A 19,369-nucleotide genomic window follows, 5' to 3' on the forward strand; every position below is an offset into this window, starting at 1 on the left:
CCGCTACCATCGCTGGGTTGCTGGCGGATGGAGGTCCGGTGAAGTTCACCCAACGTCTCGGGGACGGGGCACGCGCGGTCAACCGCGCGACCCGCAGCCTCGGCCGTGATCTCGTCGGCGGCCCGGAGGCCGTCTACGCGCGCGTGCTCGACGGCGAGCACCTCTGGGTCGCGGTCGACGCCGCCACCGGCCGCCCCGCGCTGCGCGATCCCGCGTCCGGGGAGATCGTCGAGGCGACCGCCCTGCCCGGCGAGGACCCGGCGTACGCCTCCGCGCGCTGGCGCCTCGACGACGTGCTGCCGCCCGCCGAGGACGCCGAGCTGCAGCTCGTCGCGCTCACCGGCGACGGTGCGAAGCCGACCCGGCTGCGCCCCGCCCCGCCGCACCCGGAGGGCAACCTGCGGGTCCCGCCCACGCCGGACGGCCGCTGGCGGTTCCTCGTCGAGCCCGACGCGCGCGGCCTTCTGCGGGTACGCCGCAGCAGCGCCGCCCACGTCGCCAGGCTGACCCACATCTCGGTGGACGGCGACGCGGTGCGCGTGGTCGTCAGCCCGCCGGTGGCGGGCCTCGAGCCCCGGCTGCACTTCGTGGCGAAGGACGACCTGGTCGCCCACAGCGTCCCCGCCGAGACCGCCGGCGGCGAGATCGTCGCCCACGTCCGGGTGACCGACCTGCCGGCCACCGCCGGTGGCTACCGGGTCGCGGTCGGCCCGCTCACCGAGCCGGTCACCGTCGTCCGGCTGCGCAACGACATCCACATCACCGAGCCGGCCAACGTGCTGCTCCCCCATCTCCTCGACCCGGAGACCGAGGCGATCGCCGGCCGGTTCCTGTACACGACCCAAGGGGTGCTGCGCCTGATGCGCAAGGACGCGGAGACCGTCTCGTGAAGGTCACGTTCTTCCTGCTCAACCTCGACGGCGTCGGCGGCACCGAGCGCTCGGTGATCACCCAGGCGAACGCCCTCGCCGGTCTCGGTCACGACGTCACGATCCTCAGCGCCCTGCGCACCGCCGACTCGCCCCACTACGCCGTCGACGCCGCCGTGCGGATCCGGCAGCTCGTCGACGCCCGGGACCCCGAGGCGCCTCGCGTCGAGGCGGCCGGCATCAACGGCGCGCTCGCCGCGACGCTCCACCTCACGCCGTCGCTGCTGGTGCCGGCCCGGTGGGACGTCCAGTTCAGCGCCCTGACCGACGCGATGTACGAAGCCGTCGTCCCGACCCTCGACGCCGACGTCGTCGTCACGGTGACGCCCGGGCTGCTGGCGATCGCCGTCCAGCTGCTCCCGGACCGCGTGGGACTCGTGCACCAGGAGCACCGGTCCTCGTCCGACCGGACGTCCGGCCTGGAGCCCCTCCTCACGTTCGCGCCCCGCGCCGACGTGGTCGCGCTGCTGACCACCAGCGCGGCCGACTGGCTGACCGAGACGCTCGGCCCGGTCGCGCCCCGCACGGTCGTCGTGCCGAACCCGCTCCCCCAGGGCTTCAAGCCCCGCTCCACCCTCGAGACCAAGCTGATCGTGGCCGCCGGGCGCTTCGTGTGGGAGAAGCAGTTCGCCAAGCTCGTCGAGGCGTTCGCGGAGATCGCCGCCCAGATCCCCGAGTGGCGGCTGCGGCTCCTCGGCACCGGGCCGCAGCGCCTCGAGCTGATCCGGCTGATCCGGCGGCTCGGGCTCTGGGACCGCATCGAGCTGCCCGGGCAGAGCGCCGACATGCCGTCCGAGTGGGCGGCGGCGAGCATCTCGGCCCTGACGTCGCGCAGTGAGGGCCTGCCGCTGGTCGTCCAGGAGGCGATGGCCGCCGGGGTCCCCGTGATCTCGTTCGACAGCCCGTCCGGCTCCCGCGCCGTCATCCGGCACGAGGCCAACGGGTTGCTGGTCGGCCCCGACGCCCGCGCCGGCATCGCGACGGCCCTGCTCCGGCTCGCGACCGACGACGAGCTGCGGCACCGCCTGGGCGCCGGGGCGCTCGCGAGCTCGCAGCAGTACGCGCCGGAGACGGTCGCCCGGCAGTGGGAGCAGGTCTTCGCCGACGTCGTGGCCCGGCGCTCGCGCGGCCCGCAGCGCGTGACGCAGCGCGCGACCGAGCTCGCCACGTCGCCCCACACCGGCCGCCCCGCGCCGACCGCGTCCACCGACCTCACCCCCGCCCAGGCGCGCCACCGCGCGATGTCCTGGGCCGTCGAGGTGGCCCAGCGCGCCTCCGGCCGATGGTTCGCGATCCCGGCCCACGGCGACTCGCCGGCCACCGTCGTGGTGCCGATGGCCGACCGCGCGGCGTACCTGACAGAGCTGGGCGGCAGCGGCGCGCCCGGCGAGCTGAGCATGGTCGACTCCGCGGGGCACGGGTGGCCGGAGCGGCGCGGCCGGCTCGACGAGCTGGCGGCGAGCCTGGTGGGCGAGCGCACCGGGCGGGTCAGCCTCGAGCCGTGGCCGCTGCTCGCCGACGGGCTTCCGGGACTGCTGTCGAGCGGGTGCCGGATCGACGTCGAGTTCTGGGAGGACGGCCCGGACGGCAGCCTGGTCGCGGCCGGGCAGAACCGGTACACCAACCAGCTCCCGCCCGCCTACGAGACCGTGCCGATCGAGATCGAGGGCGTCCCCGCCCGGACCCTGCCGCTCATGGCCGAGCCGACCGTGCACGACTGCACGTTCCCGATCGACGCGGTCTACACCTGGGTCGACGGGAACGACCCGGAGTGGAACGCCGCCCGCGAGGCACGGCTCGCCCAGCTCAGCGGTACGGCGCTCACCCGGCAGTCGAGCGGACGGGCGAGGTTCATCAGCCGCGACGAGCTGCGCTACTCGCTGCGCAGCCTCCACCTGTTCGCGCCGTGGATCCGCCGGATCCACCTGGTCACCGCCGGCCAGGTCCCCGGGTGGCTCGTGGAGCACCCCCAGGTCAACGTCGTCGACCACCGCGACATCCTGCCCGCCGACGCGCTGCCCACGTTCAACTCGCACGCGATCGAGAGCAGCCTGCACAAGATCCCCGGGCTCGCCGAGCACTTCCTCTACCTCAACGACGACTTCCTGCTGGCCCGCCCCCAGCAGCCGCAACGGTTCTTCGACACCGCCGGGCACACCGCGGTGTTCCTCTCCGGCGGCAACCTCGGCCTCGACGACATGCCCGGCGCGGCGCCGTGGCTGAAGGCGGCCTGGAACAACCGGCGGCTGCTGCGCGAGACGTTCGGGGTCGTGAGCACCCACAGCCTCCAGCACGCGCCGTACGCCCACCGCACGTCGGTGCTCGAGGAGATCGAGCGGCGCTTCCCCGAGGAGATCGCCCGCACCGCGCGCTCGCCGTTCCGCTCCGACGACGACATCTCGCTGCTGTCGTCGTTCGCCCAGCACTACGGCCTGATGACCGGCACCGCCGTCCTCGGCACCCCCGAGACGACGTACGTCAACATCAGCGCGAACGACGTGGTCCGCCGGCTGCGCGCGCTGAAGGACCGCGACCGCGACTTCATCTGCTTCGGCGACCACCACGACCACGCCCTGCACCCGGCGGCGCTGCAGGAGGTGCTCGAGGAGTTCTACTCCTTCTACCTGCCGGTCCGGGCGCCGTGGGAGAAGCCGGACTGACGGCTCAGAGCACGAAGCGGCTGCTGGGCCACAGCCGGGCCAGGTCCGTGTCCGGAAGCCGCTCGGCGACGGCGTGGTACGTCGCCTCGAAGTACGTCGCCACGCGCTGGACGACCGCGTCGGGCAGCGCCTCGACGGCCTTGCCCGAGGACACGTTCGCCACCTTGCCGAAGTCCGGCGGGCGGAACTGCATGCCCAGCAGGTCGCAGATCGCGCGCACCTCCTCCTCACGGAACAGCTGCTCGTACAGCCCGTAGTGGATCGCGTCGCGCTCCCACACCGCCTCGAGGCGCTCCATGGTGCTCTCGTAGCGGGTGAAGCGCTCGTACCTCGGGTCGTCGTAGAGACGCTCGACCATCTGGTCGGCCGGGTGCTCGAAGCGCGCCGGCCGGCGCCCCTCCTGCATCCGGATCTGCGACCAGATCCGGTCGACCGGGTCCCGCAGCAGGAACACCGCGACGGTCCTGACCCGTCGGCGTGCGAACCCGTCCCGGATCGCGGCGAACCGCTCGGCGGAGAGGTCGGCGTACTCCGGCGTCACGTCGCCGGTGACGCGGAACCGCGGCCGGCTGTGCAGCAGCCCGGTGAAGTAGTCGAAGTAGAACTCGTCGTCGGCGATCATCGCCGCCCGGTGCAGGTGCGCCGGATCGGCCGGCTCGCCGGCGCGCAGGTGGTCGAGCTCGGCCTGCGCCATGTCGAGGTTGCGCTCGCGCCAGGGCTCGTCGGCGAGGTCGCTGCTGTCGAAGACGTGGTACTCCTTGCGGTACCCCGGGACCATCTCCCGCGAGTCCGCGAGGTAGCGGTGCAGCCAGGTGGTGCCTGCCTTCTGGGCGCCGACGCCCAGCAGGAACGTCTTCCTCACCGTTTCCAGGGCAGCCGCGACCGGCCACCGTCCGACCCGGCCCGCGCGAGCTCGGCCTTGAGCTGCTTGACCTCCTCGCGCCGGCGGGCGAGCCGGGACTTGAGGTCGGCGGTGTTCTCGAGGTGCTTCTCCCGCAGCTTCGCCTGCAGCTGGCGACGCTCCGTCGCGACGGCCACGTTGGTGTGGTCGAGCGTGACCGCCTCGGCGAACTGGTGCAGGACGACGTAGCGGTCGTGCACGCGGTCGAGGGTCGCGATCGCCTCGGCGTCGTACGGCGCGTCGACGAGCGCGTTGCACGCCTCCCAGGCCTCGTCGCCCTGCGCCTGGAGCTCCGGGAGCGTGTCGACGTCGTCCCAGGTGACCTTGTTGCGGTGCAGCTTCACGTCGATGAAGTCGTCGACGTCGTGGTGCTCGCGGCTGGCGAGGTCGGTGTTGAACGTGATGCCGAGCTGGGCCTGCGCCCGCGACATCGCCTCGCGCCAGTCGGCGAGCAGGTCGGTGTACCGCACGAACGTCCGCGGCCGGGCCCGGGTCGCGACCTCGGTCTCGTAGGCCGAGTTCACCCAGCCGGCGAGGTTCGCGGTCTGGCGGGTACGGCGGAACTCGTCGGTCTGGTTGGAGAGGTAGTGCGTCTCGCGGGACTGCACGACCTCGGCTGGGTGCCGGAGCATCGTCAGGAAGCTGAGGTCGATGTCCAGCTCGTCGGCGACCGACGTCCACAGCTCGTGCACCCAGAACGTGCGCGGGTCCTTGATCGCGAGCTGCCCGCCCGGCCCGACCTCGGCGACCTGCTCGGCCAGCCAGGTGCGCAACTCCTCGCGGATCTCGGGCGTCGACGACGCCGCCCGGATCTCCTCGGCGGCGTGCGGGCGGGCGTCGTTCGTGCGGGCCGGGATGCTGTTGAGGATCCGCTTGTGGAAGTCGACGACCCAGATCGGCTCGTAGAAGCCGCGCGGGTTGGTCTCGTCGGCCGGCATCTCGGGCTGCGGCACGTAGAGGCCGAGCCGCTTCAGCGTCCCCGCGACGGTGCTGGTGCCACTGCGTCCGGACCCGGTGACGATGACGAGGCGGACGCGGTCCTGGGGTGTTGCTTCGGGCACGGGATTCCTCGCGGATCGGGGGAGAACGACGCCCTAGCGTAGCCGCCGCGGGCTCAGGAGGCTCTCAGGCCGGTCGGTCACCATGAGGCGGTGACGAACCCCTCCCCCACCTCGCGCTCCCAGGCCCTGCTCGACCGTGTCGACGCCTGGGCGAACGCCGGCCCGGTCCGTGCCGTGGCGGTCAAGGTGGGCGTCACGATCGTCGGACCGCTGCTCGTCGTCGCCGGGATCGCCATGCTGGTGCTCCCGGGTCCGGGCCTGGTGGTCATCGGCCTCGGCCTGGCGCTGCTCGCCGCGGAGTACGCCTGGGCGCGCCACGTCCTCGGCCTGCTGGGCCGCACCCTCTCCTGGCTGCGCCGCCTGGCGTTCCCCACCGGCGGCTCCCCCGCGCGCAAGGTCACCGGCGCCCTGGCGACCGGCGCCGTTCTGGTCTCCACGACGGCGCTGACCGGCGCGGTCACGGCCCTGGTCGGCTCGCAGGCCTTCCTCTGAGCCCGAGGGCGGCGTACGACAGCACGTGCCAGCGCGGCCCGACCGGCGTGATCTCCACCCGGCGCGGGTCCAGCCCGTCGTGCGGTGCGTCGCCGCGGACGATCGAGACCTCGAGCCGCGACTCCGAGAGTCCCTCGGCCAGCCCCTCGCCCCACTCGACGACGGTGACCGCCTCGTCGAGCGACGCGTCGAGGTCGAGGTCGTCGAGCTCGTCGAGGCCGCCGAGGCGGTAGGCGTCGACGTGCACGAGGTCGGGCCCGCCGACCAGCGACGGGTGCACCCGGGCGATCACGAACGTCGGCGAGGTGACGTCGCCGCGGACGCCCAGCCCCGCGCCGAGACCCTGGGTGAAGGTCGTCTTGCCCGCGCCCAGCTCGCCGCTCAGCACGAGCAGGTCGCCCGGGGCGAGCTGAGCGGCCAGGGCGCGGCCGAGGTCGCGCATCGACTCGGCGTCGGGGACCTGGAACGCATGGGTGCGCAGCGGCCGCCGCAGCTCGACGTTCGGCGACTCGCGGCTGATCTCGCGGAAGCCCTGCCGCTCCCAGAACCGCACCGTCTCGGGCAGCTCCTCGCGCGCGACGACCGTCAGGTCGTGCGATCCGTCCGACGCCTCGACCGCGGCGTCGATGAGCGCGGCGGCCACACCGTGGCCCTGGGCGGCGGGGAGCACGCCGAAGCGGCGGAGGTACGTCGTGGTCCCGACCGGGTCCAGCAGCAGCGCGCCGACCACCTCGCCGTCGACGCAGGCCAGCAGACCGCCGTGGGCCGCGAGCTTCGCGGCGAGCGACTCCTCGGTCTCGGTGAGGGCCGCGGCCGGCGGGTCCAGGGGCGGGCGCGCCTCGAACGCGGCGCGCACCACCGTCAGCACGTCGGCGGCGGCCTCGGGGCCGACGCGCCGGATCTCGACGCTCACCGCTCGTCCACCGCGCCGGTCGTGCCGAGCAGGCGATCCAGCTCGCCGTTGACCTCGTCGGGACGCTCCAGCAGGACCATGTGGCCCGCGCCGTGGCACTCGAGGAGCGTCGACCCGATGATGCGCGAGGCCAGCTTGCGGCTGTGCCCGATCGAGGTGAGCTTGTCGTCGGTCCCGCAGATCACCGCGGTCGGCACCTTCGCCAGCGGCTCGACGTGGTCGAACTTGTCGAGGGTGCTGAAGCCCGGGAAGAACTCCGCGACGACCTCGAACGGCGTCGCCGCCAGCATCCGGTCGACGAACGCGACGTAGCTCTGCGGCACGTCGTCGCCGAACGCGAGCTGCTCGGTGGCGACCAGCGCGACGTCGCGGCCGAGCCGGCGCAGCCGGTCGACCGCGCGGTGGCCGCGGGCCAGCGCCGCGACGCTGCGGTGCACGGCGCCGGAACCGGCCCAGGTCGGCACCATCGGGAACAGGATGCGGCTGGGGTCCAGCCCACCGGCCGTCGTGGCGATCAGCGCCGTGCCGACCACGCGGTCACCGAAGAGCTCGGGGTGCTGCTCGGCCAGGGCGACGATCGTCATGCCGCCCATCGAGTGCCCGACCAGGACGACCGGGTCCTCGGGCGCGACAGCGTCGAGGATCGTCATCAGGTCCGCGCCGAGGTGGTCGATCGTGGCGTTGCCCATCGGGGAGCGACCGGACCGGCCGTGGGAGCGCTGGTCGTAGTAGACCGCGCGGATCCCCCGGGCGCGGTAGTGCTCGCGCTGGAAGTGCCAGCAGTCGAGGCTCAGGGCGTACCCGTGGCAGAAGACCAGCGTGAGTCGCGTCGGCACCTCCGGCTCGTCGACCTCGACGTACAGCGGGGTGCCGTCGTCGGCGACGACGGTGCGGCCCTTCGAGCGCAGCGAGCCGAACGCCGGACCGGGCTCGTCCTCGCGCCGCGCCAGCACCCGGCGGCGGTGCGCCAGTCCCGCCCCGGCCGCGCCGGCGGCGGCGAGGCCGACGGCTCCGGCGACAGCGGCTCTGCGAATGCTCATGCGTCGACGTACCTCCGGGGCAACCGGCCTCCGATGCGGGTGACGATCTCGTACGAGATCGTGCCGGCGACCTCAGCCCAGTCCTGCGCGGTCGGCTCGCCGTGGGCGCCGCGGCCGAACAGCACGACCTCGGTGCCCGGGTCGGGCAGGTCGCCGCCGAGGTCGACCACGAACTGGTCCATGCAGATCCGGCCGCGGACCGCGCGCTGCTTGCCGTCGACCAGCACGCGGGCCGCGTTGCTGGCCGAGCGCAGCACGCCCTCGGCGTACCCGATCGGCACCAGGCCGACGGTGGTCGGCGTGTCCGCGACCCAGGTGTGGCCGTAGGAGACGCCGGCGCCGGCGGGGATCGGCTTGGCCAGCGCGAGCGGTGCGCGGACCGTCATCGCCGGGACCAGGCCGAGGTCGGGTGTGTGGCCGGGGGCGGGGTCGAGGCCGTACGACGCCAGCCCGAAGCGGACCAGGTCGAAGCGGCTGGAGGGCCGCAGGATGCCGGCGGCGGAGTTCGCGAGGTGGCGGACCTCGGGGTCGAGCCCGTCGGCGAGCTCCAGCGCCTCGAGGAAGGCCTGCTCCTGGGCGTCGTTCGCCGGGTGGTCGGGCTCGTCGCTGGCCGCGAAGTGCGACCAGATGCCGGTGATCCTCCAGCTGCCGTCCCGCTCGCCCTGCTTCGCCCGCTCGACGACCGCGGGCCAGCTGTCCCGCGTGGCGCCGCCGCGGGACAGGCCGGTGTCGATCTTGAGCTGCACGCGCGCGGGCCGCCCAGTCGCGGCGATCTCGTCGAGCTCGGCGACCGTGTACGCCGTGACGTCGACGTCCGCGTCGATGGCGGCCGCCCAGTCGGCACCGGGGAACGTCAGCCAGCACAGCAGCCGGCCCCGGTCGCCGGCGCTCCGCAGCGCGAGCGCCTCGTCGAGGGTGGCGACCCCGATCCACTCCGAGCCGGCCTCGCGGGCGGCGCGGGCGACCTCGACCATCCCGTGCCCGTAGCCGTCGGCCTTGACGACCGTCATCGAGGCGACGCCGGTGTGCTCGCGGAGGGCGCGCACGTTGTGCCGGACCGCCGCGAGATCGACGACGATCTCGGGGAACATGTCCCCGATTCTCCCATCACGCGTCCGGGAGCCCCCGGACGGCCACCGGAATGGACGCGGCGACCTGGCCCGCGGTGATCGGTCCGCCGGCGCTGGCGAGCGTTGCGGCGGCACCGTGCAGCCAGGAGCCCGCCGAGGCCGCGTCGTACGGATCGAGACCGGCGGCGAGCAGCGCACCGATCAGCCCGCCCAGCACGTCGCCCGCGCCGGCGGTCGCCAGCCACGGCGTGCCGGTCGTGGTCGCACGCACCCGGCCGTCGGGGTCGACGACCAGCGTGTGGCGGCCCTTGAGCAGCACGACGGCGCCGTACGTCGCCGCCGCGCGGCGGGCGTGCGCCAGCGGGCGGTCCTCGACGTCTCGGCGCTCGACCTGGAGCATCGCGGCGAGCTCCCCGGCGTGCGGCGTGAGGACCGCGGGCACCGAGACCGGTCCGGCGACGTACTGCAGGGCGTCGGCGTCGATGACGGTCGGCACGCGGTCGGTCAGCGCCTCGGCGAGCTCGTCGCCCGCGCCCGCGCCGCCGCCGGAGCCGACGACCCAGGCCTGGACCCGGCCGGCGCCGACGACCTCGGGATGCGTCGCCCGGACCTGGTCGGCCACCTCGCCGACGTACCGGACCATCCCGCAGAGCCCGCTGGCGGCTCCGGCCACGCTCAGCAGGGCGGCGCCCGGGTACTGCGCGGAGCCGGCGCGGACGCCGACCACGCCGCGCGCGTACTTCTGCGCGTCCGGCTCGGGGCGCGGGAGCAGGGCGGCGACGTCCTCGGGCTGCAGCGCCTCGACCACCGGGTCGGTCAGGTCCAGGCCGATGTCGACCAGGTGGACCACCCCGCAGGCCCGCGCCGCGGGGTCGACGAGATGGGCGACCTTGTGGGTGCCGAACGTGACCGTGACGTCCGCGCGCACGTGGGCGCCGTCGACCTCGCCGGAGTCGACGTCGACCCCGCTCGGGACGTCGACCGCCACGACCGGGACGCCCCGGAGCGTCCTCAGCGCCGCCTCGGCGTCCGGCCGCAGCCCGGCGCGCCCGCCGATCCCGACGATCCCGTCGACGACGACGTCGGGCCGAGCGGGGTCGGTCGTGAGGCGTCCGCCTGCCCGGCGCAGCGCGCGCACCCCGGCCTCGTGGGCCCGGTCGGACATCAGCCACGCCTCGACCTGCACGCCGCGCCGGGCGAGCAGCGCCCCGGCGTACAACGCGTCCCCGCCGTTGTCCCCCGACCCGACGAGCAGCAGCACCCGCCGTCCGTACGCCGTACCGAGCAGGTCGATCACGGCGTACGCCAGCCCGGCCGCAGCGCGCTGCATCAGCGCCCCCTCGGGAAGCCGGCTCATCAGCTCGGCCTCCGCCGCCCGCACCTGCTCGACCGTGTGCGCGGATCTCATGGGGCCGACGTTAGCGGCGAACGGGTCGTGTGCCTGAGACCGCGGCATAGCGCGTGCTCAGGCACACGACCCAACGCCTGTGGAGAACCTCCAGCGCCCCTCCCCGATCAGGGAAGACGTTCTCGCATGAACGACGTCCTTGATGCACTCATCGCGTCGCAGCACGGCATGGTCGCTCGCAGGCAGCTGACCCGGCACGGGGTCGACTGGGACAGGGTCCGTGACCACAGCTACGCACGGCGCTGGGTAGAACGCACTCCGCGGGTGATCAGCACCGTCACCGGTGACCTGACCCGCGCCCAGCGCGAGTGGCTGGCGGTCCTGCACGCCGGTGAACGCAGCATGCTCGGGGGCCTGAGCGCAGCCGCACGGCACGGGCTGTCCGGTTGGGAGCGCGATGTCGTGACGGTCTACGTCGACGACGAGCTGAGCTTCGAGCCGGTCGACGGTGTTCGCTTCTTCCGCAGTCGCCGGCCGTTCGACTTGCTCCAGCACCCCCGGAGCGGCATCCCGATGAGCCGGCTGGAGCCGGCCGTCCTGCTCTTCGCCGCGTACCAGACGAGTCCGCGGCCAGCTCACGGCGTGATCGCGGCCAGCATCCAGCAGCGGCTCACGACGGTCGAGCGCATGGTCGAGTGGGTCGACGTGTTGCGCCCCCTCCGATGGGCCAAGCCGTTCAAGCGCACCCTCGGGGACATCGCCGGAGGCGCACACTCCGGCGCCGAGCTCGACGTGCGCCGCATGTGTCGACGATTCGGGATGCCGCTTCCCGACGGGCAGCGACCCCGGCTCGACCGCGCCGGCAAGCGCCGGTGGACCGACTGCGAGTGGCGACTCCCGTCGGGCACCACCGTGTTTCTCGAGGTGGACGGCGCGTTCCACCTCGACGTGACCGAGTCGATGATCGACCACCGCAGGGCTCGAAGGATCATGACCGCGAACCGCATCGTCGTGCGCTGCTCGGCCTACGAGGTTCGCCACGAGCCCGAGCAGGTCGCCCTCGATCTCATCGCCCTCGGCCTGCCGGGTCGTGTGCCTCAGAACGCGGCATAGCGCGTGCTCAGGCACACGACCTGCACCTGCGACGCTACGACTCCAGGACGACGACCGCGGACGCGATGCCGGCGTCGTGCGAGAGCGACACGTGCACGGAGGCGACGCCGAGGTCGTTGGCGCGCGCGAGCACCGAGTCGCGCATCTCCAGCACCGGGCGGCCCGACTCCTCCGACACGATCTCGGCGTCGTGCCAGTGCATGCCGACCGGCGCGCCGAGGGCCTTGGCGAGCGCTTCCTTCGCGGCGAAGCGGGCGGCCAGCGACGCCAGCGGACGAGAGGCCTCCGACGGCGTGAACAGCCGCGCCGACAGCCCCGGCGTGCGGGTCAGCGACTCCCCGAAGCGCTCGATGTCGACGACGTCGATGCCGACCCCGATGATCATTCGACCGTGACCGACTTGGCGAGGTTGCGCGGCTGGTCGACGTCGTGGCCGAGCGCGGTGGCGAGCTCGCACGCGAACAGCTGCAGGGGTACGGCGGCCACCAGCGGCTGGAGCAGCACCGGCACCTGGGGCAGCCGGATGACGACGTCGGCGTACGGCGTGATCGCGTCGTCGCCGTCCTCGACCAGGCAGATGGTGCGGGCGCCGCGGGCGCGCACCTCCTGGATGCCGCTGACCATCTTGTCGCGCAGCTGGTCCCGGCCGGCGGGCGGCACGACGCAGAACACCGGCAGACCCTCCTCGATCAGTGCGATCGGGCCGTGCTTGAGCTCGCCGGCCGCGAAGCCCTCGGCGTGGATGTAGGCGAGCTCCTTGAGCTTGAGCGCGCCCTCGAGCGCGACCGGGTAGCCCGCGTGCCGGCCGAGGAACAGCACCGACCGGGTCCCGACGTGCTCGCGCGCCAGCGCGTAGATCGCCTCCTGGTCGGCGAGGACCCGCTCGATGTGCGACGGCATCGCCTCGAGCTGCTCGACGACCTGGCCGATCTCGTCGCCGTACCGCGTGCCCTTCACCTGCGCGAGGTAGAGCGCGAGCAGGTAGCACGCGACCAGCTGGGTCAGGAACCCCTTGGTCGAGGCGACCCCGATCTCCGGGCCCGCGTGCGTGTAGATGACCGCGTCGGACTCGCGCGGGATCGTCGAGCCGTTCGTGTTGCAGATCGCGAGCACCTTCGAGCGCTGCGTGCGCGCATGCCGGATCGCCTGCAGGGTGTCGGCGGTCTCGCCGGACTGGCTGATCGCGACGACGAGCGTGGAGTAGTCGAGGATCGGGTCGCGGTAGCGGAACTCCGACGCGAGCTCGACCTCGACCGGCACCCGGCACCAGTGCTCGATGGCGTACTTCGCGACCATGCCGGCGTAGAACGACGTGCCGCACGCGATGATGATGACCTTGTCGACGTCGCGCAGCTCCTGGTCCGACAGCCGCATCTCGTCCAGCTGCAGGTGCCCCTCGGGGGTACGTCGCCCGAGCAGCGAGTCGGCCACCGCGCGGGGTTGCTCGAAGATCTCCTTGCGCATGAACCAGTCGTGGCCGTCCTTCTCTGCGGCCGACAGGTCCCAGGTCACGTGGTAGCGCTGTCCCTCGGCGGGCGTGCCGTCGAAATTGGTCACGGTCACGCCGGACCGGGTGATCGTCACGACCTGGTCCTGGCCGAGCTCCAGGGCCTCGCGGGTGTGCTCGATGAACGCGGCGACGTCCGACCCGAGGAAGTTCTCGCCCTCACCGATGCCGACGACCAACGGCGAGTTCCGCCGGGCGGCGACCACCCGTGACGGGTCGAGGGCGTCGACGGCCACGAGCGTGAACGCGCCCTCCAGCCGGCGTACGACCCGCAGCATCGCCTCGGTCAGGTCGGCGCCGGCGAGCACCTCGAGCTCGAGCAGCTGCGCCGCGACCTCGGTGTCGGTCTCGGAGAGCAGGTGGTGGTCGGCGGCCTCGAGCTCGGCGCGCAGCTCGGCGAAGTTCTCGATGATCCCGTTGTGCACGAGCGCCACCCGGCGCGACTCCCCCGCGTGCGGATGGGCGTTCACGTCGTTGGGCGCGCCGTGCGTCGCCCACCGGGTGTGACCGATGCCGGTGGTGCTGTCGGGGAGCGGGGTGTCGGCGATGGCCTTCTCGAGGTTCGCGAGCTTGCCCGCCCGCTTGTCGGCGGCCAGGGCGCCGTCGGCGACGAGAGCGATCCCGGCCGAGTCGTAGCCGCGGTACTCCAACCTCCGCAGCCCCTCGACCACGACGTCCTGGGCTCGCTTGTGACCTACGTAACCAACGATCCCGCACATGGGTCTCACTGTAGTGAGCGCCCTTTGCAACAATCGCATCCATGTCTTCCCACGGCGAGGTGCACGCCGCCGACGCCACCCGGGAGTCCTCGCCCTACGTCGAGCTGGACCGCTCGGCCTGGGCGGCGCTCGCCCACGAGGTCGAGAACCCGCTCAACGCCGACGAGATCCGCAGCCTGCGCGGCCTCGGCGACCAGCTCGACCTCGACGAGGTCCAGCAGATCTACCTGCCGCTGTCGCGCTTGCTCAGCCTGTACGTCGAGAGCGCCGGCGGGCTGCACCGCAAGCAGGAGGAGTTCCTGCACCAGGTCCAGCCGCAGCGCACGCCGTTCGTCATCGGCCTGGCCGGCTCGGTCGCCGTCGGGAAGTCCACGACCGCCCGCGTGCTCCGGCAGATGCTCGCGCACTGGCCCGAGCACCCCAACGTGGCGCTGGTGACCACCGACGGCTTCCTGTACCCGAACGCCGAGCTCGAGCGCCGCGGCCTCCTGCAGCGCAAGGGCTTCCCCGAGTCGTACGACCGGCGCGCGCTGCTGCGCTTCGTCGTCGACATCAAGTCCGGCAAGGACGAGGTCGAGGCGCCGGTCTACTCCCACCTGACCTACGACGTCCTCCCGGACGAGAAGGTCGTGGTCAAGCGCCCCGACATCGTGATCATCGAGGGCCTCAACGTCCTCCAGCCCGCGCGGGTCCGCGAGGACGGCCGCACCGGCCTGACGCTGAGCGACTTCTTCGACTTCAGCGTGTACGTCGACGCCGGCACCGGCCACATCCGGGACTGGTACGTCGAGCGCTTCCTGCGGCTGCGCGAGACCGCGTTCCGCGACCCCGACTCGTACTTCTCCAAGTACGGCGCGCTCTCCCGCGAGGAGGCGGTCGCCGAGGCCCAGCGGATCTGGGACACGATCAACGGGCCGAACCTCTCGCAGAACATCCTGCCGACCCGCTCCCGCGCGACCCTGGTGCTGCGCAAGGACCGGGACCACTCGGTGCGGTACGTGCGGCTACGAAAGCTCTAGGGAGAGCAGCACGTCGTCGTCGGGGAGCGCACCGGCGTCGCGCACCAGCACCGCCCGCACGCCGCCCACCTCGAGCATCGACACCTCGACCCGCGACGCGCTGCACGGCGCGGCGGAGTCCACCTCGACGTCCACCCGGGACAGCCGCGCGACGGTGCCGTCCTCGAGGACGACCGCCTCGCGGTCGACCGGCCCCGCCTCGCCCAGGGCCCCCGTCCACGCGCCCAGTGGCTCGCGCGTGAAGCCCGCGAACGCCTGGTTGGAGTCCTTCCCGCAGTACCCCGCACGGAACACCGCGGGGCCGTGCACGACGGCGACCGGCCGGCCCTGCTCGTCGGCGTAGAAGACCCGCACGTCCGCGTCCTCGACCTTCCACCCGTCCGCGGGCACCTCGAAGGAGCCCTCGGGCCCGGCCACGGTCAGCGTCGGCGCGTCGGGTGCCGTGTCCTCGCGGGTCAGCGCGACCGCGGCCGTCGCCACCACGCACAGGACCGCGACGACGCCGAGGACGGCGGCGACGCGGGCTCGGGTCATGCGGAGGGTCTACCCGGCCCCGCAGCGCGTCAACCGATGTCGCGGCGCAGGGTGGTGAACCGCCCGACGCCGGCCAGGATCCCGGCGTACGCGAGCATGACCAGCAGCGCCGCCCAGCGCGGCAGCAGGTCGGCTGAGCCGCCGTCCATCGAGCCCAGGAAGCTGGCGCCGATCAGGCCGTCGGCGGCCGCGCCGGGCAGGAACTTCGCGACACCGTCGAGCGCGTCGAACGCCCCCAGGGCGACGCGGGCGATCGGCTCGACGAACTGGGTGAACGCGAGGATCACCACGATCGCGGCGACCTGGTTGGTCAGCACGCTGCCGAACGCGACGCCGATCATCGCCCACAGCGCCGTGACGACCACGCTGAGCAGCAGCACCTCGATGATGTCGGGCTCGGTGAGGAACGCGCCGTCGCCGAGGACGGCGAGCACCGGCGCACTGGCCAGCACCACCGCCGCGGTCGCGACCACGCCGTACAGGAGCCCGAGCGGGAGCGTCGCGAGCAGCTTCGCGCCGAGGAACACCCCGCGCCGCGGCTCGACCAGCAGCGACTGCGTGATGGTCTGGTGCCGGAACTCCGTGGTCATCGCGAGGCTGCCGATCACCAGCGGGAACACGTATCCGATCGCGTTCGTCAGCCCGTAGATCGAGGCTGCGGCGTCGACGCCGCTGAGCATCAGGTCGCCCTCCTCGTTCTCGGCCGCGACCACGATCGAGAACGCCAGCGCGACTCCGATGAACGCGAGGTACGCCGCCAGCGCGAGCAGCAGGACCCACCACATCCGGGTGGTGACCAGCTTGCGGTACTCCGCGACCACGGCGTCCCTCACGAGGCACCACCCGTCAGTCGCAGGAACACGTCCTCGAGGCCGACCCCGCGGCTGGCGAGCTGGTGCAGCTCGACGCCGGCGGAGTACGCCGCAGCGCCCACCTCGGCCGCGACCACGCCGGTCACCACCAGTCCGCGGTCGCTCGCCTCCGCCGTCCACCCGCGCGCCTCGCAGAGCCGCTGCAGCGCGGCCTGGTCGGGCGACTCGACGTACGTCTGGGGCTCGGCGAGGTCGGCCAGCGCCGCGAGCGACGACGCGTGCACCAGCTTGCCGCGGGCGATGATCACCACGTCGTCGACGGTGTGCTGCACCTCGGTGAGCACGTGGCTGGAGATCAGCACGGTGCGGCCCTCGTCGGCGAACGCGCGCAGCAGCCGGCGCAGCCACACGATGCCCTCGGGGTCCAGCCCGTTCGCGGGCTCGTCGAGCACGATCGCGGGCGGGTCGCCGAGCAGCGCCGTCGCGAGGCCGAGGCGCTGGCGCATGCCCATCGAGTAACCGCCCACCCGGCGGTCCGCGGCCGGCCCGAGGCCGACGAAGTCGATCAGCTCGCGGCAGCGCTGCCGCGAGACGCCGACCTGCGGTGCGAACACCTCGAGGTGCGCGAGCCCGGTGCGCCCGGGGTGGAAGCTCGACGCCTCCAGTGCGGCGCCCACCACGCGGGCGGGCCGCTCGTGCTCGGTGTAGGGCCGGTCACCGACCAGCGTGCGCCCTGTGGTCGGCCGGGTCAGGCCGAGCAGCATCCGCAGCGTCGTGGTCTTGCCGGCGCCGTTCGGGCCGAGGAAGCCGGTGACCGCGCCCGGCCGGACGGTGAACGACAGGTCGTCGACGGCGCGCACGGCGCCGAACGTCTTCGCGACGCCCTCGACCGCGAGAGTGGGACCGGTCATGGGATCAGAGTGCCAGCTGCTGCTTCACGACCGCGGCCAGCCGCTCCGCGACCGCCGTGGCCTCGTCCTGGGTGGCGGCCTCGACCATCACCCGCACCAGTGACTCGGTGCCCGAGGGCCGCAGCAGGATCCGGCCCGAGTCGCCGAGCGCGGCCTCCTCCTCGGCGACGGCGGCGGCGAGCACCGCGTCCTCGTCCGCGCGCGACTTGTCGACGCCGGGGACGTTCACCAGCACCTGCGGCAGCCGGTGCACGACCGACGCCAGGGACTGCAGGCTCTCGCCCGTGGCAGCCATCCGCTGCAGCACGTGGAGGGCGGTGAGGATCCCGTCGCCGGTGGTGGCGTACTCGCTCATGATCACGTGGCCGGACTGCTCGCCGCCGAGGGAGTAGCCGGACACCTTCATCGCCTCGAGCACGTAGCGGTCGCCGACCTTGGTCTGGCGCACCCCGATGCCCGCGGCCTTCATCGCCTGCACGAAGCCGAGGTTGCTCATCACGGTGGCGACCACGGTGTTCTTCGCGAGGTGCCCGGTCTCGGACATGCCGATCGCGAGGATCGCCATCAGCTGGTCGCCGTCGACGTCGTTGCCCTCGTGGTCGACCGCGAGGCAGCGGTCGGCGTCACCGTCGAGCGCGAAGCCCACGTCGGCCCCGTGCTCGAGCACGGCCGCCTGCAGCGGCCCGAGGTGCGTGGAGCCGCAGCCGTCGTTGATGTTGAGGCCGTCGGGCTCGACGTTCAGCGCGATCACGTCGGCGCCGGCGGCCCGCAGCGCGGCGGGGCCGGCTTCGTACGCCGCGCCATGGGCGCAGTCGAGGACGACCTTGATGCCGCTCAGCGGCTTGTCGAGGGTGGAGACGAGGTGCTCGACGTACTCCTCGACGGGCGTGGCGTACGGCGTCACGCGGCCGACCGCGCCGCCGAGCGGGCGGTCCCACTCCTCGTCGAGGTGCTGCTCGATGAGCTTCTCGACCGCGTCGTCGAGCTTGAGCCCGCCGCCGGCGAGGAACTTGATGCCGTTGTCGGGCATCGGGTTGTGCGACGCGCTGATGACCACGCCGAGGTCGGCGCCCAGCGCGTGCGTCATGTACGCGACGGCCGGGGTCGGCAGGACCCGCAGCCGGAGCACGTCGACGCCCGCGGACGCGAGCCCGGCGACGACGGCGTGCTCGAGGAACTGGCCGGAGATGCGCGTGTCCCGGCCGACCACGGCGAGCGGGCGGTGCCCTTCGAACTCGCCACGGTCGGCCAGAACCCGTGCGGCAGCAACGGAAAGGTCCAGGGCCAGCTCCGCGGTCAGCTGACCGTTCGCCAGGCCCCGGACCCCGTCCGTGCCGAAGATGCGCGGCATGCGCTCTCGGATCAGCGCTTGCTGAACTGAGGCGCCTTGCGGGCCTTCTTGAGACCAGCCTTCTTGCGCTCGATGACGCGGGCGTCACGCGTGAGCAGCCCGGCCTTCTTGAGCGACGGGCGGTTGGCCTCGACGTCGACCGCGTTCAGGCAGCGGGCCACGCCGAGACGCAGCGCGCCGGCCTGGCCGGTGATGCCGCCGCCGTGGATGCGGGCGATGACGTCGAAGCGGCCCTCCAGCTGGAGGTTCGCGAACGGCTCGTTCACGACCTGCTGGTGCAGCTTGTTCGGGAAGTAGGAGTCCAGGGTGCGACCGTTGATGGTCCACACGCCGGTGCCCGGGACGATCCGGACGCGGGCAACCGCCTCCTTGCGACGACCGGTCGCGGCAGCCGGGGCGATGGTCGCCGGGCGCGCGGGGGTGTCGGCGGACGGGGCGCTCTCCGAGCTGTAGGCGATGCCCTGCTCGTCGACCTCGTAGGTCTCCTCGACCTCAGTGGTGGTGTCAGCCATGTCTCTCAAACTCTCTCGGTACGCGACGGATTACTGGGAGATCTGGGAGATCTCGAAGGGAGTGGCCTGCTGGGCCTGGTGCGGGTGGTTCGGCCCGGAGTAGACCTTCAGCTTCTTCAGCATCTGACGGCCGAGCTTGTTCTTGGGCAGCATGCCCCACACGGCCTTCTCAATGGCCTTGCGGGCGTCCTTGTCGAGGATCTCGCCGATCGGGGTGGCCGTGAGGCCGCCCGGGTAACCGGAGTGCCGGTAGGCGAGCTTGGTGGTCTTCTTGGTGCCGGACAGGGCGACCTTCTCCGCGTTGACGATGATGACGAAGTCACCGGTGTCCATGTGCGGGGCGAAGATCGGCTTGTGCTTGCCGCGCAGGAGGTTGGCGGTCTGGACGGCGAGCCGGCCGAGGACGATGTCGGTGGCGTCGATGACGTGCCACTCGCGCTGAATGTCAGCGGGCTTCGGGCTGTACGTGCGCACGGA

The 19,369-nt window shown here is 72.9% G+C and carries 19 protein-coding genes; 5 read left to right on the top strand and 14 right to left on the bottom strand.

The features are described 5' to 3' along the window. The first annotated feature begins 38 nt into the window (after nucleotides 1-38). Nucleotides 39-890, top strand: a complete 852-nt coding sequence (locus ABD875_RS18095; RefSeq protein WP_345180761.1) for a hypothetical protein — start codon at nucleotides 39-41, stop codon at nucleotides 888-890. Then, nucleotides 887-3,589, top strand: a complete 2,703-nt coding sequence (locus ABD875_RS18100; protein WP_345180763.1) for a stealth conserved region 3 domain-containing protein — start codon at nucleotides 887-889, stop codon at nucleotides 3,587-3,589. Before ABD875_RS18095 ends, ABD875_RS18100 begins: the two co-directional genes overlap by 4 nt. 4 nt (nucleotides 3,590-3,593) lie before the next feature. On the opposite strand, the gene ABD875_RS18105 is transcribed toward ABD875_RS18100, so the two are convergent. Further along, entirely contained in the window at nucleotides 3,594-4,451 is an 858-nt protein-coding gene (locus ABD875_RS18105; protein WP_345180765.1) for a sulfotransferase, read from the bottom strand. Continuing rightward, a complete protein-coding gene (locus ABD875_RS18110; protein WP_345180768.1) occupies nucleotides 4,448-5,551 on the bottom strand; it encodes a sulfotransferase family protein in 1,104 nt (367 codons plus the stop codon). The genes ABD875_RS18105 and ABD875_RS18110 overlap by 4 nt, the downstream gene beginning before the upstream one ends. A 90-nt stretch (nucleotides 5,552-5,641) precedes the next feature. Between ABD875_RS18110 and ABD875_RS18115 the strand changes: the two genes are divergently transcribed. After that, on the top strand, nucleotides 5,642-6,043 hold the full coding sequence (locus tag ABD875_RS18115; RefSeq protein WP_345180770.1) for a PGPGW domain-containing protein: 402 nt from the start codon (nucleotides 5,642-5,644) through the stop codon (nucleotides 6,041-6,043). Here ABD875_RS18115 and tsaE read toward each other — a convergent pair. The 4 genes from tsaE to ABD875_RS18135 are packed head-to-tail and all read right to left on the bottom strand — an operon-like array spanning nucleotide 6,009 to nucleotide 10,474. Beyond that, entirely contained in the window at nucleotides 6,009-6,956 is a 948-nt protein-coding gene (gene tsaE, locus ABD875_RS18120; RefSeq protein ID WP_345180773.1) for a tRNA (adenosine(37)-N6)-threonylcarbamoyltransferase complex ATPase subunit type 1 TsaE, read from the bottom strand. The two genes, ABD875_RS18115 and tsaE, sit on opposite strands and share 35 nt — an antisense overlap. Then, the gene (locus ABD875_RS18125; RefSeq protein WP_345180776.1) at nucleotides 6,953-7,996 is read right to left on the bottom strand and encodes an alpha/beta fold hydrolase; all 1,044 of its coding nucleotides are present in this window, start codon (nucleotides 7,994-7,996) and stop codon (nucleotides 6,953-6,955) included. The genes tsaE and ABD875_RS18125 overlap by 4 nt, the downstream gene beginning before the upstream one ends. Next, nucleotides 7,993-9,087, bottom strand: coding sequence for an alanine racemase (gene alr / locus ABD875_RS18130; protein ID WP_345180778.1), 1,095 nt, complete (start codon nucleotides 9,085-9,087; stop codon nucleotides 7,993-7,995). The genes ABD875_RS18125 and alr overlap by 4 nt, the downstream gene beginning before the upstream one ends. Nucleotides 9,088-9,103: 16 nt before the next feature. Further along, complete coding sequence (locus ABD875_RS18135; protein WP_345180780.1) at nucleotides 9,104-10,474, bottom strand: NAD(P)H-hydrate dehydratase; 1,371 nt, start codon at nucleotides 10,472-10,474, stop codon at nucleotides 9,104-9,106. Nucleotides 10,475-10,600: 126 nt separating this feature from the next. Between ABD875_RS18135 and ABD875_RS18140 the strand changes: the two genes are divergently transcribed. Next, complete coding sequence (locus ABD875_RS18140; protein WP_345180783.1) at nucleotides 10,601-11,527, top strand: hypothetical protein; 927 nt, start codon at nucleotides 10,601-10,603, stop codon at nucleotides 11,525-11,527. A 34-nt stretch (nucleotides 11,528-11,561) separates the two neighbouring features. On the opposite strand, the gene ABD875_RS18145 is transcribed toward ABD875_RS18140, so the two are convergent. Together ABD875_RS18145 and glmS are read right to left on the bottom strand one after the other, a co-directional pair. Next, on the bottom strand, nucleotides 11,562-11,912 hold the full coding sequence (locus ABD875_RS18145) for a holo-ACP synthase (protein ID WP_345180784.1): 351 nt from the start codon (nucleotides 11,910-11,912) through the stop codon (nucleotides 11,562-11,564). Next, nucleotides 11,909-13,753: a glutamine--fructose-6-phosphate transaminase (isomerizing) gene (gene glmS / locus ABD875_RS18150; RefSeq protein WP_345180787.1), complete on the bottom strand. Its 1,845-nt coding sequence runs from the start codon at nucleotides 13,751-13,753 to the stop codon at nucleotides 11,909-11,911. The genes ABD875_RS18145 and glmS overlap by 4 nt, the downstream gene beginning before the upstream one ends. 41 nt (nucleotides 13,754-13,794) lie before the next feature. Here glmS and coaA point away from each other — a divergent pair, with 41 nt between their 5' ends. After that, nucleotides 13,795-14,772: a type I pantothenate kinase gene (coaA, locus tag ABD875_RS18155; RefSeq protein WP_345180790.1), complete on the top strand. Its 978-nt coding sequence runs from the start codon at nucleotides 13,795-13,797 to the stop codon at nucleotides 14,770-14,772. On the opposite strand, the gene ABD875_RS18160 is transcribed toward coaA, so the two are convergent. From ABD875_RS18160 to rplM, 6 genes are read right to left on the bottom strand one after another with little or no spacing between them, the layout of a single operon-like run. Further along, complete coding sequence (locus tag ABD875_RS18160) at nucleotides 14,758-15,306, bottom strand: DUF8017 domain-containing protein (protein WP_345180792.1); 549 nt, start codon at nucleotides 15,304-15,306, stop codon at nucleotides 14,758-14,760. The genes coaA and ABD875_RS18160 overlap by 15 nt on opposite strands. A gap of 29 nt (nucleotides 15,307-15,335) precedes the next feature. Beyond that, the gene (locus ABD875_RS18165; protein WP_345180794.1) at nucleotides 15,336-16,139 is read right to left on the bottom strand and encodes an ABC transporter permease; all 804 of its coding nucleotides are present in this window, start codon (nucleotides 16,137-16,139) and stop codon (nucleotides 15,336-15,338) included. Then, nucleotides 16,136-17,029, bottom strand: coding sequence for an ATP-binding cassette domain-containing protein (locus ABD875_RS18170; RefSeq protein ID WP_345180796.1), 894 nt, complete (start codon nucleotides 17,027-17,029; stop codon nucleotides 16,136-16,138). Before ABD875_RS18170 ends, ABD875_RS18165 begins: the two co-directional genes overlap by 4 nt. 4 nt (nucleotides 17,030-17,033) lie before the next feature. Continuing rightward, the gene (glmM, locus tag ABD875_RS18175; protein WP_345180799.1) at nucleotides 17,034-18,380 is read right to left on the bottom strand and encodes a phosphoglucosamine mutase; all 1,347 of its coding nucleotides are present in this window, start codon (nucleotides 18,378-18,380) and stop codon (nucleotides 17,034-17,036) included. Between the two features lie 11 nt (nucleotides 18,381-18,391). After that, nucleotides 18,392-18,892: a 30S ribosomal protein S9 gene (gene rpsI, locus ABD875_RS18180; RefSeq protein ID WP_345180801.1), complete on the bottom strand. Its 501-nt coding sequence runs from the start codon at nucleotides 18,890-18,892 to the stop codon at nucleotides 18,392-18,394. A gap of 30 nt (nucleotides 18,893-18,922) precedes the next feature. Further along, a complete protein-coding gene (rplM, locus tag ABD875_RS18185; protein WP_345180803.1) occupies nucleotides 18,923-19,366 on the bottom strand; it encodes a 50S ribosomal protein L13 in 444 nt (147 codons plus the stop codon). Between the last annotated feature and the right edge of the window lie 3 nt (nucleotides 19,367-19,369).

The organism is Nocardioides caricicola, from assembly GCF_039541135.1.
Classification (GTDB): domain Bacteria; phylum Actinomycetota; class Actinomycetes; order Propionibacteriales; family Nocardioidaceae; genus Nocardioides; species Nocardioides caricicola.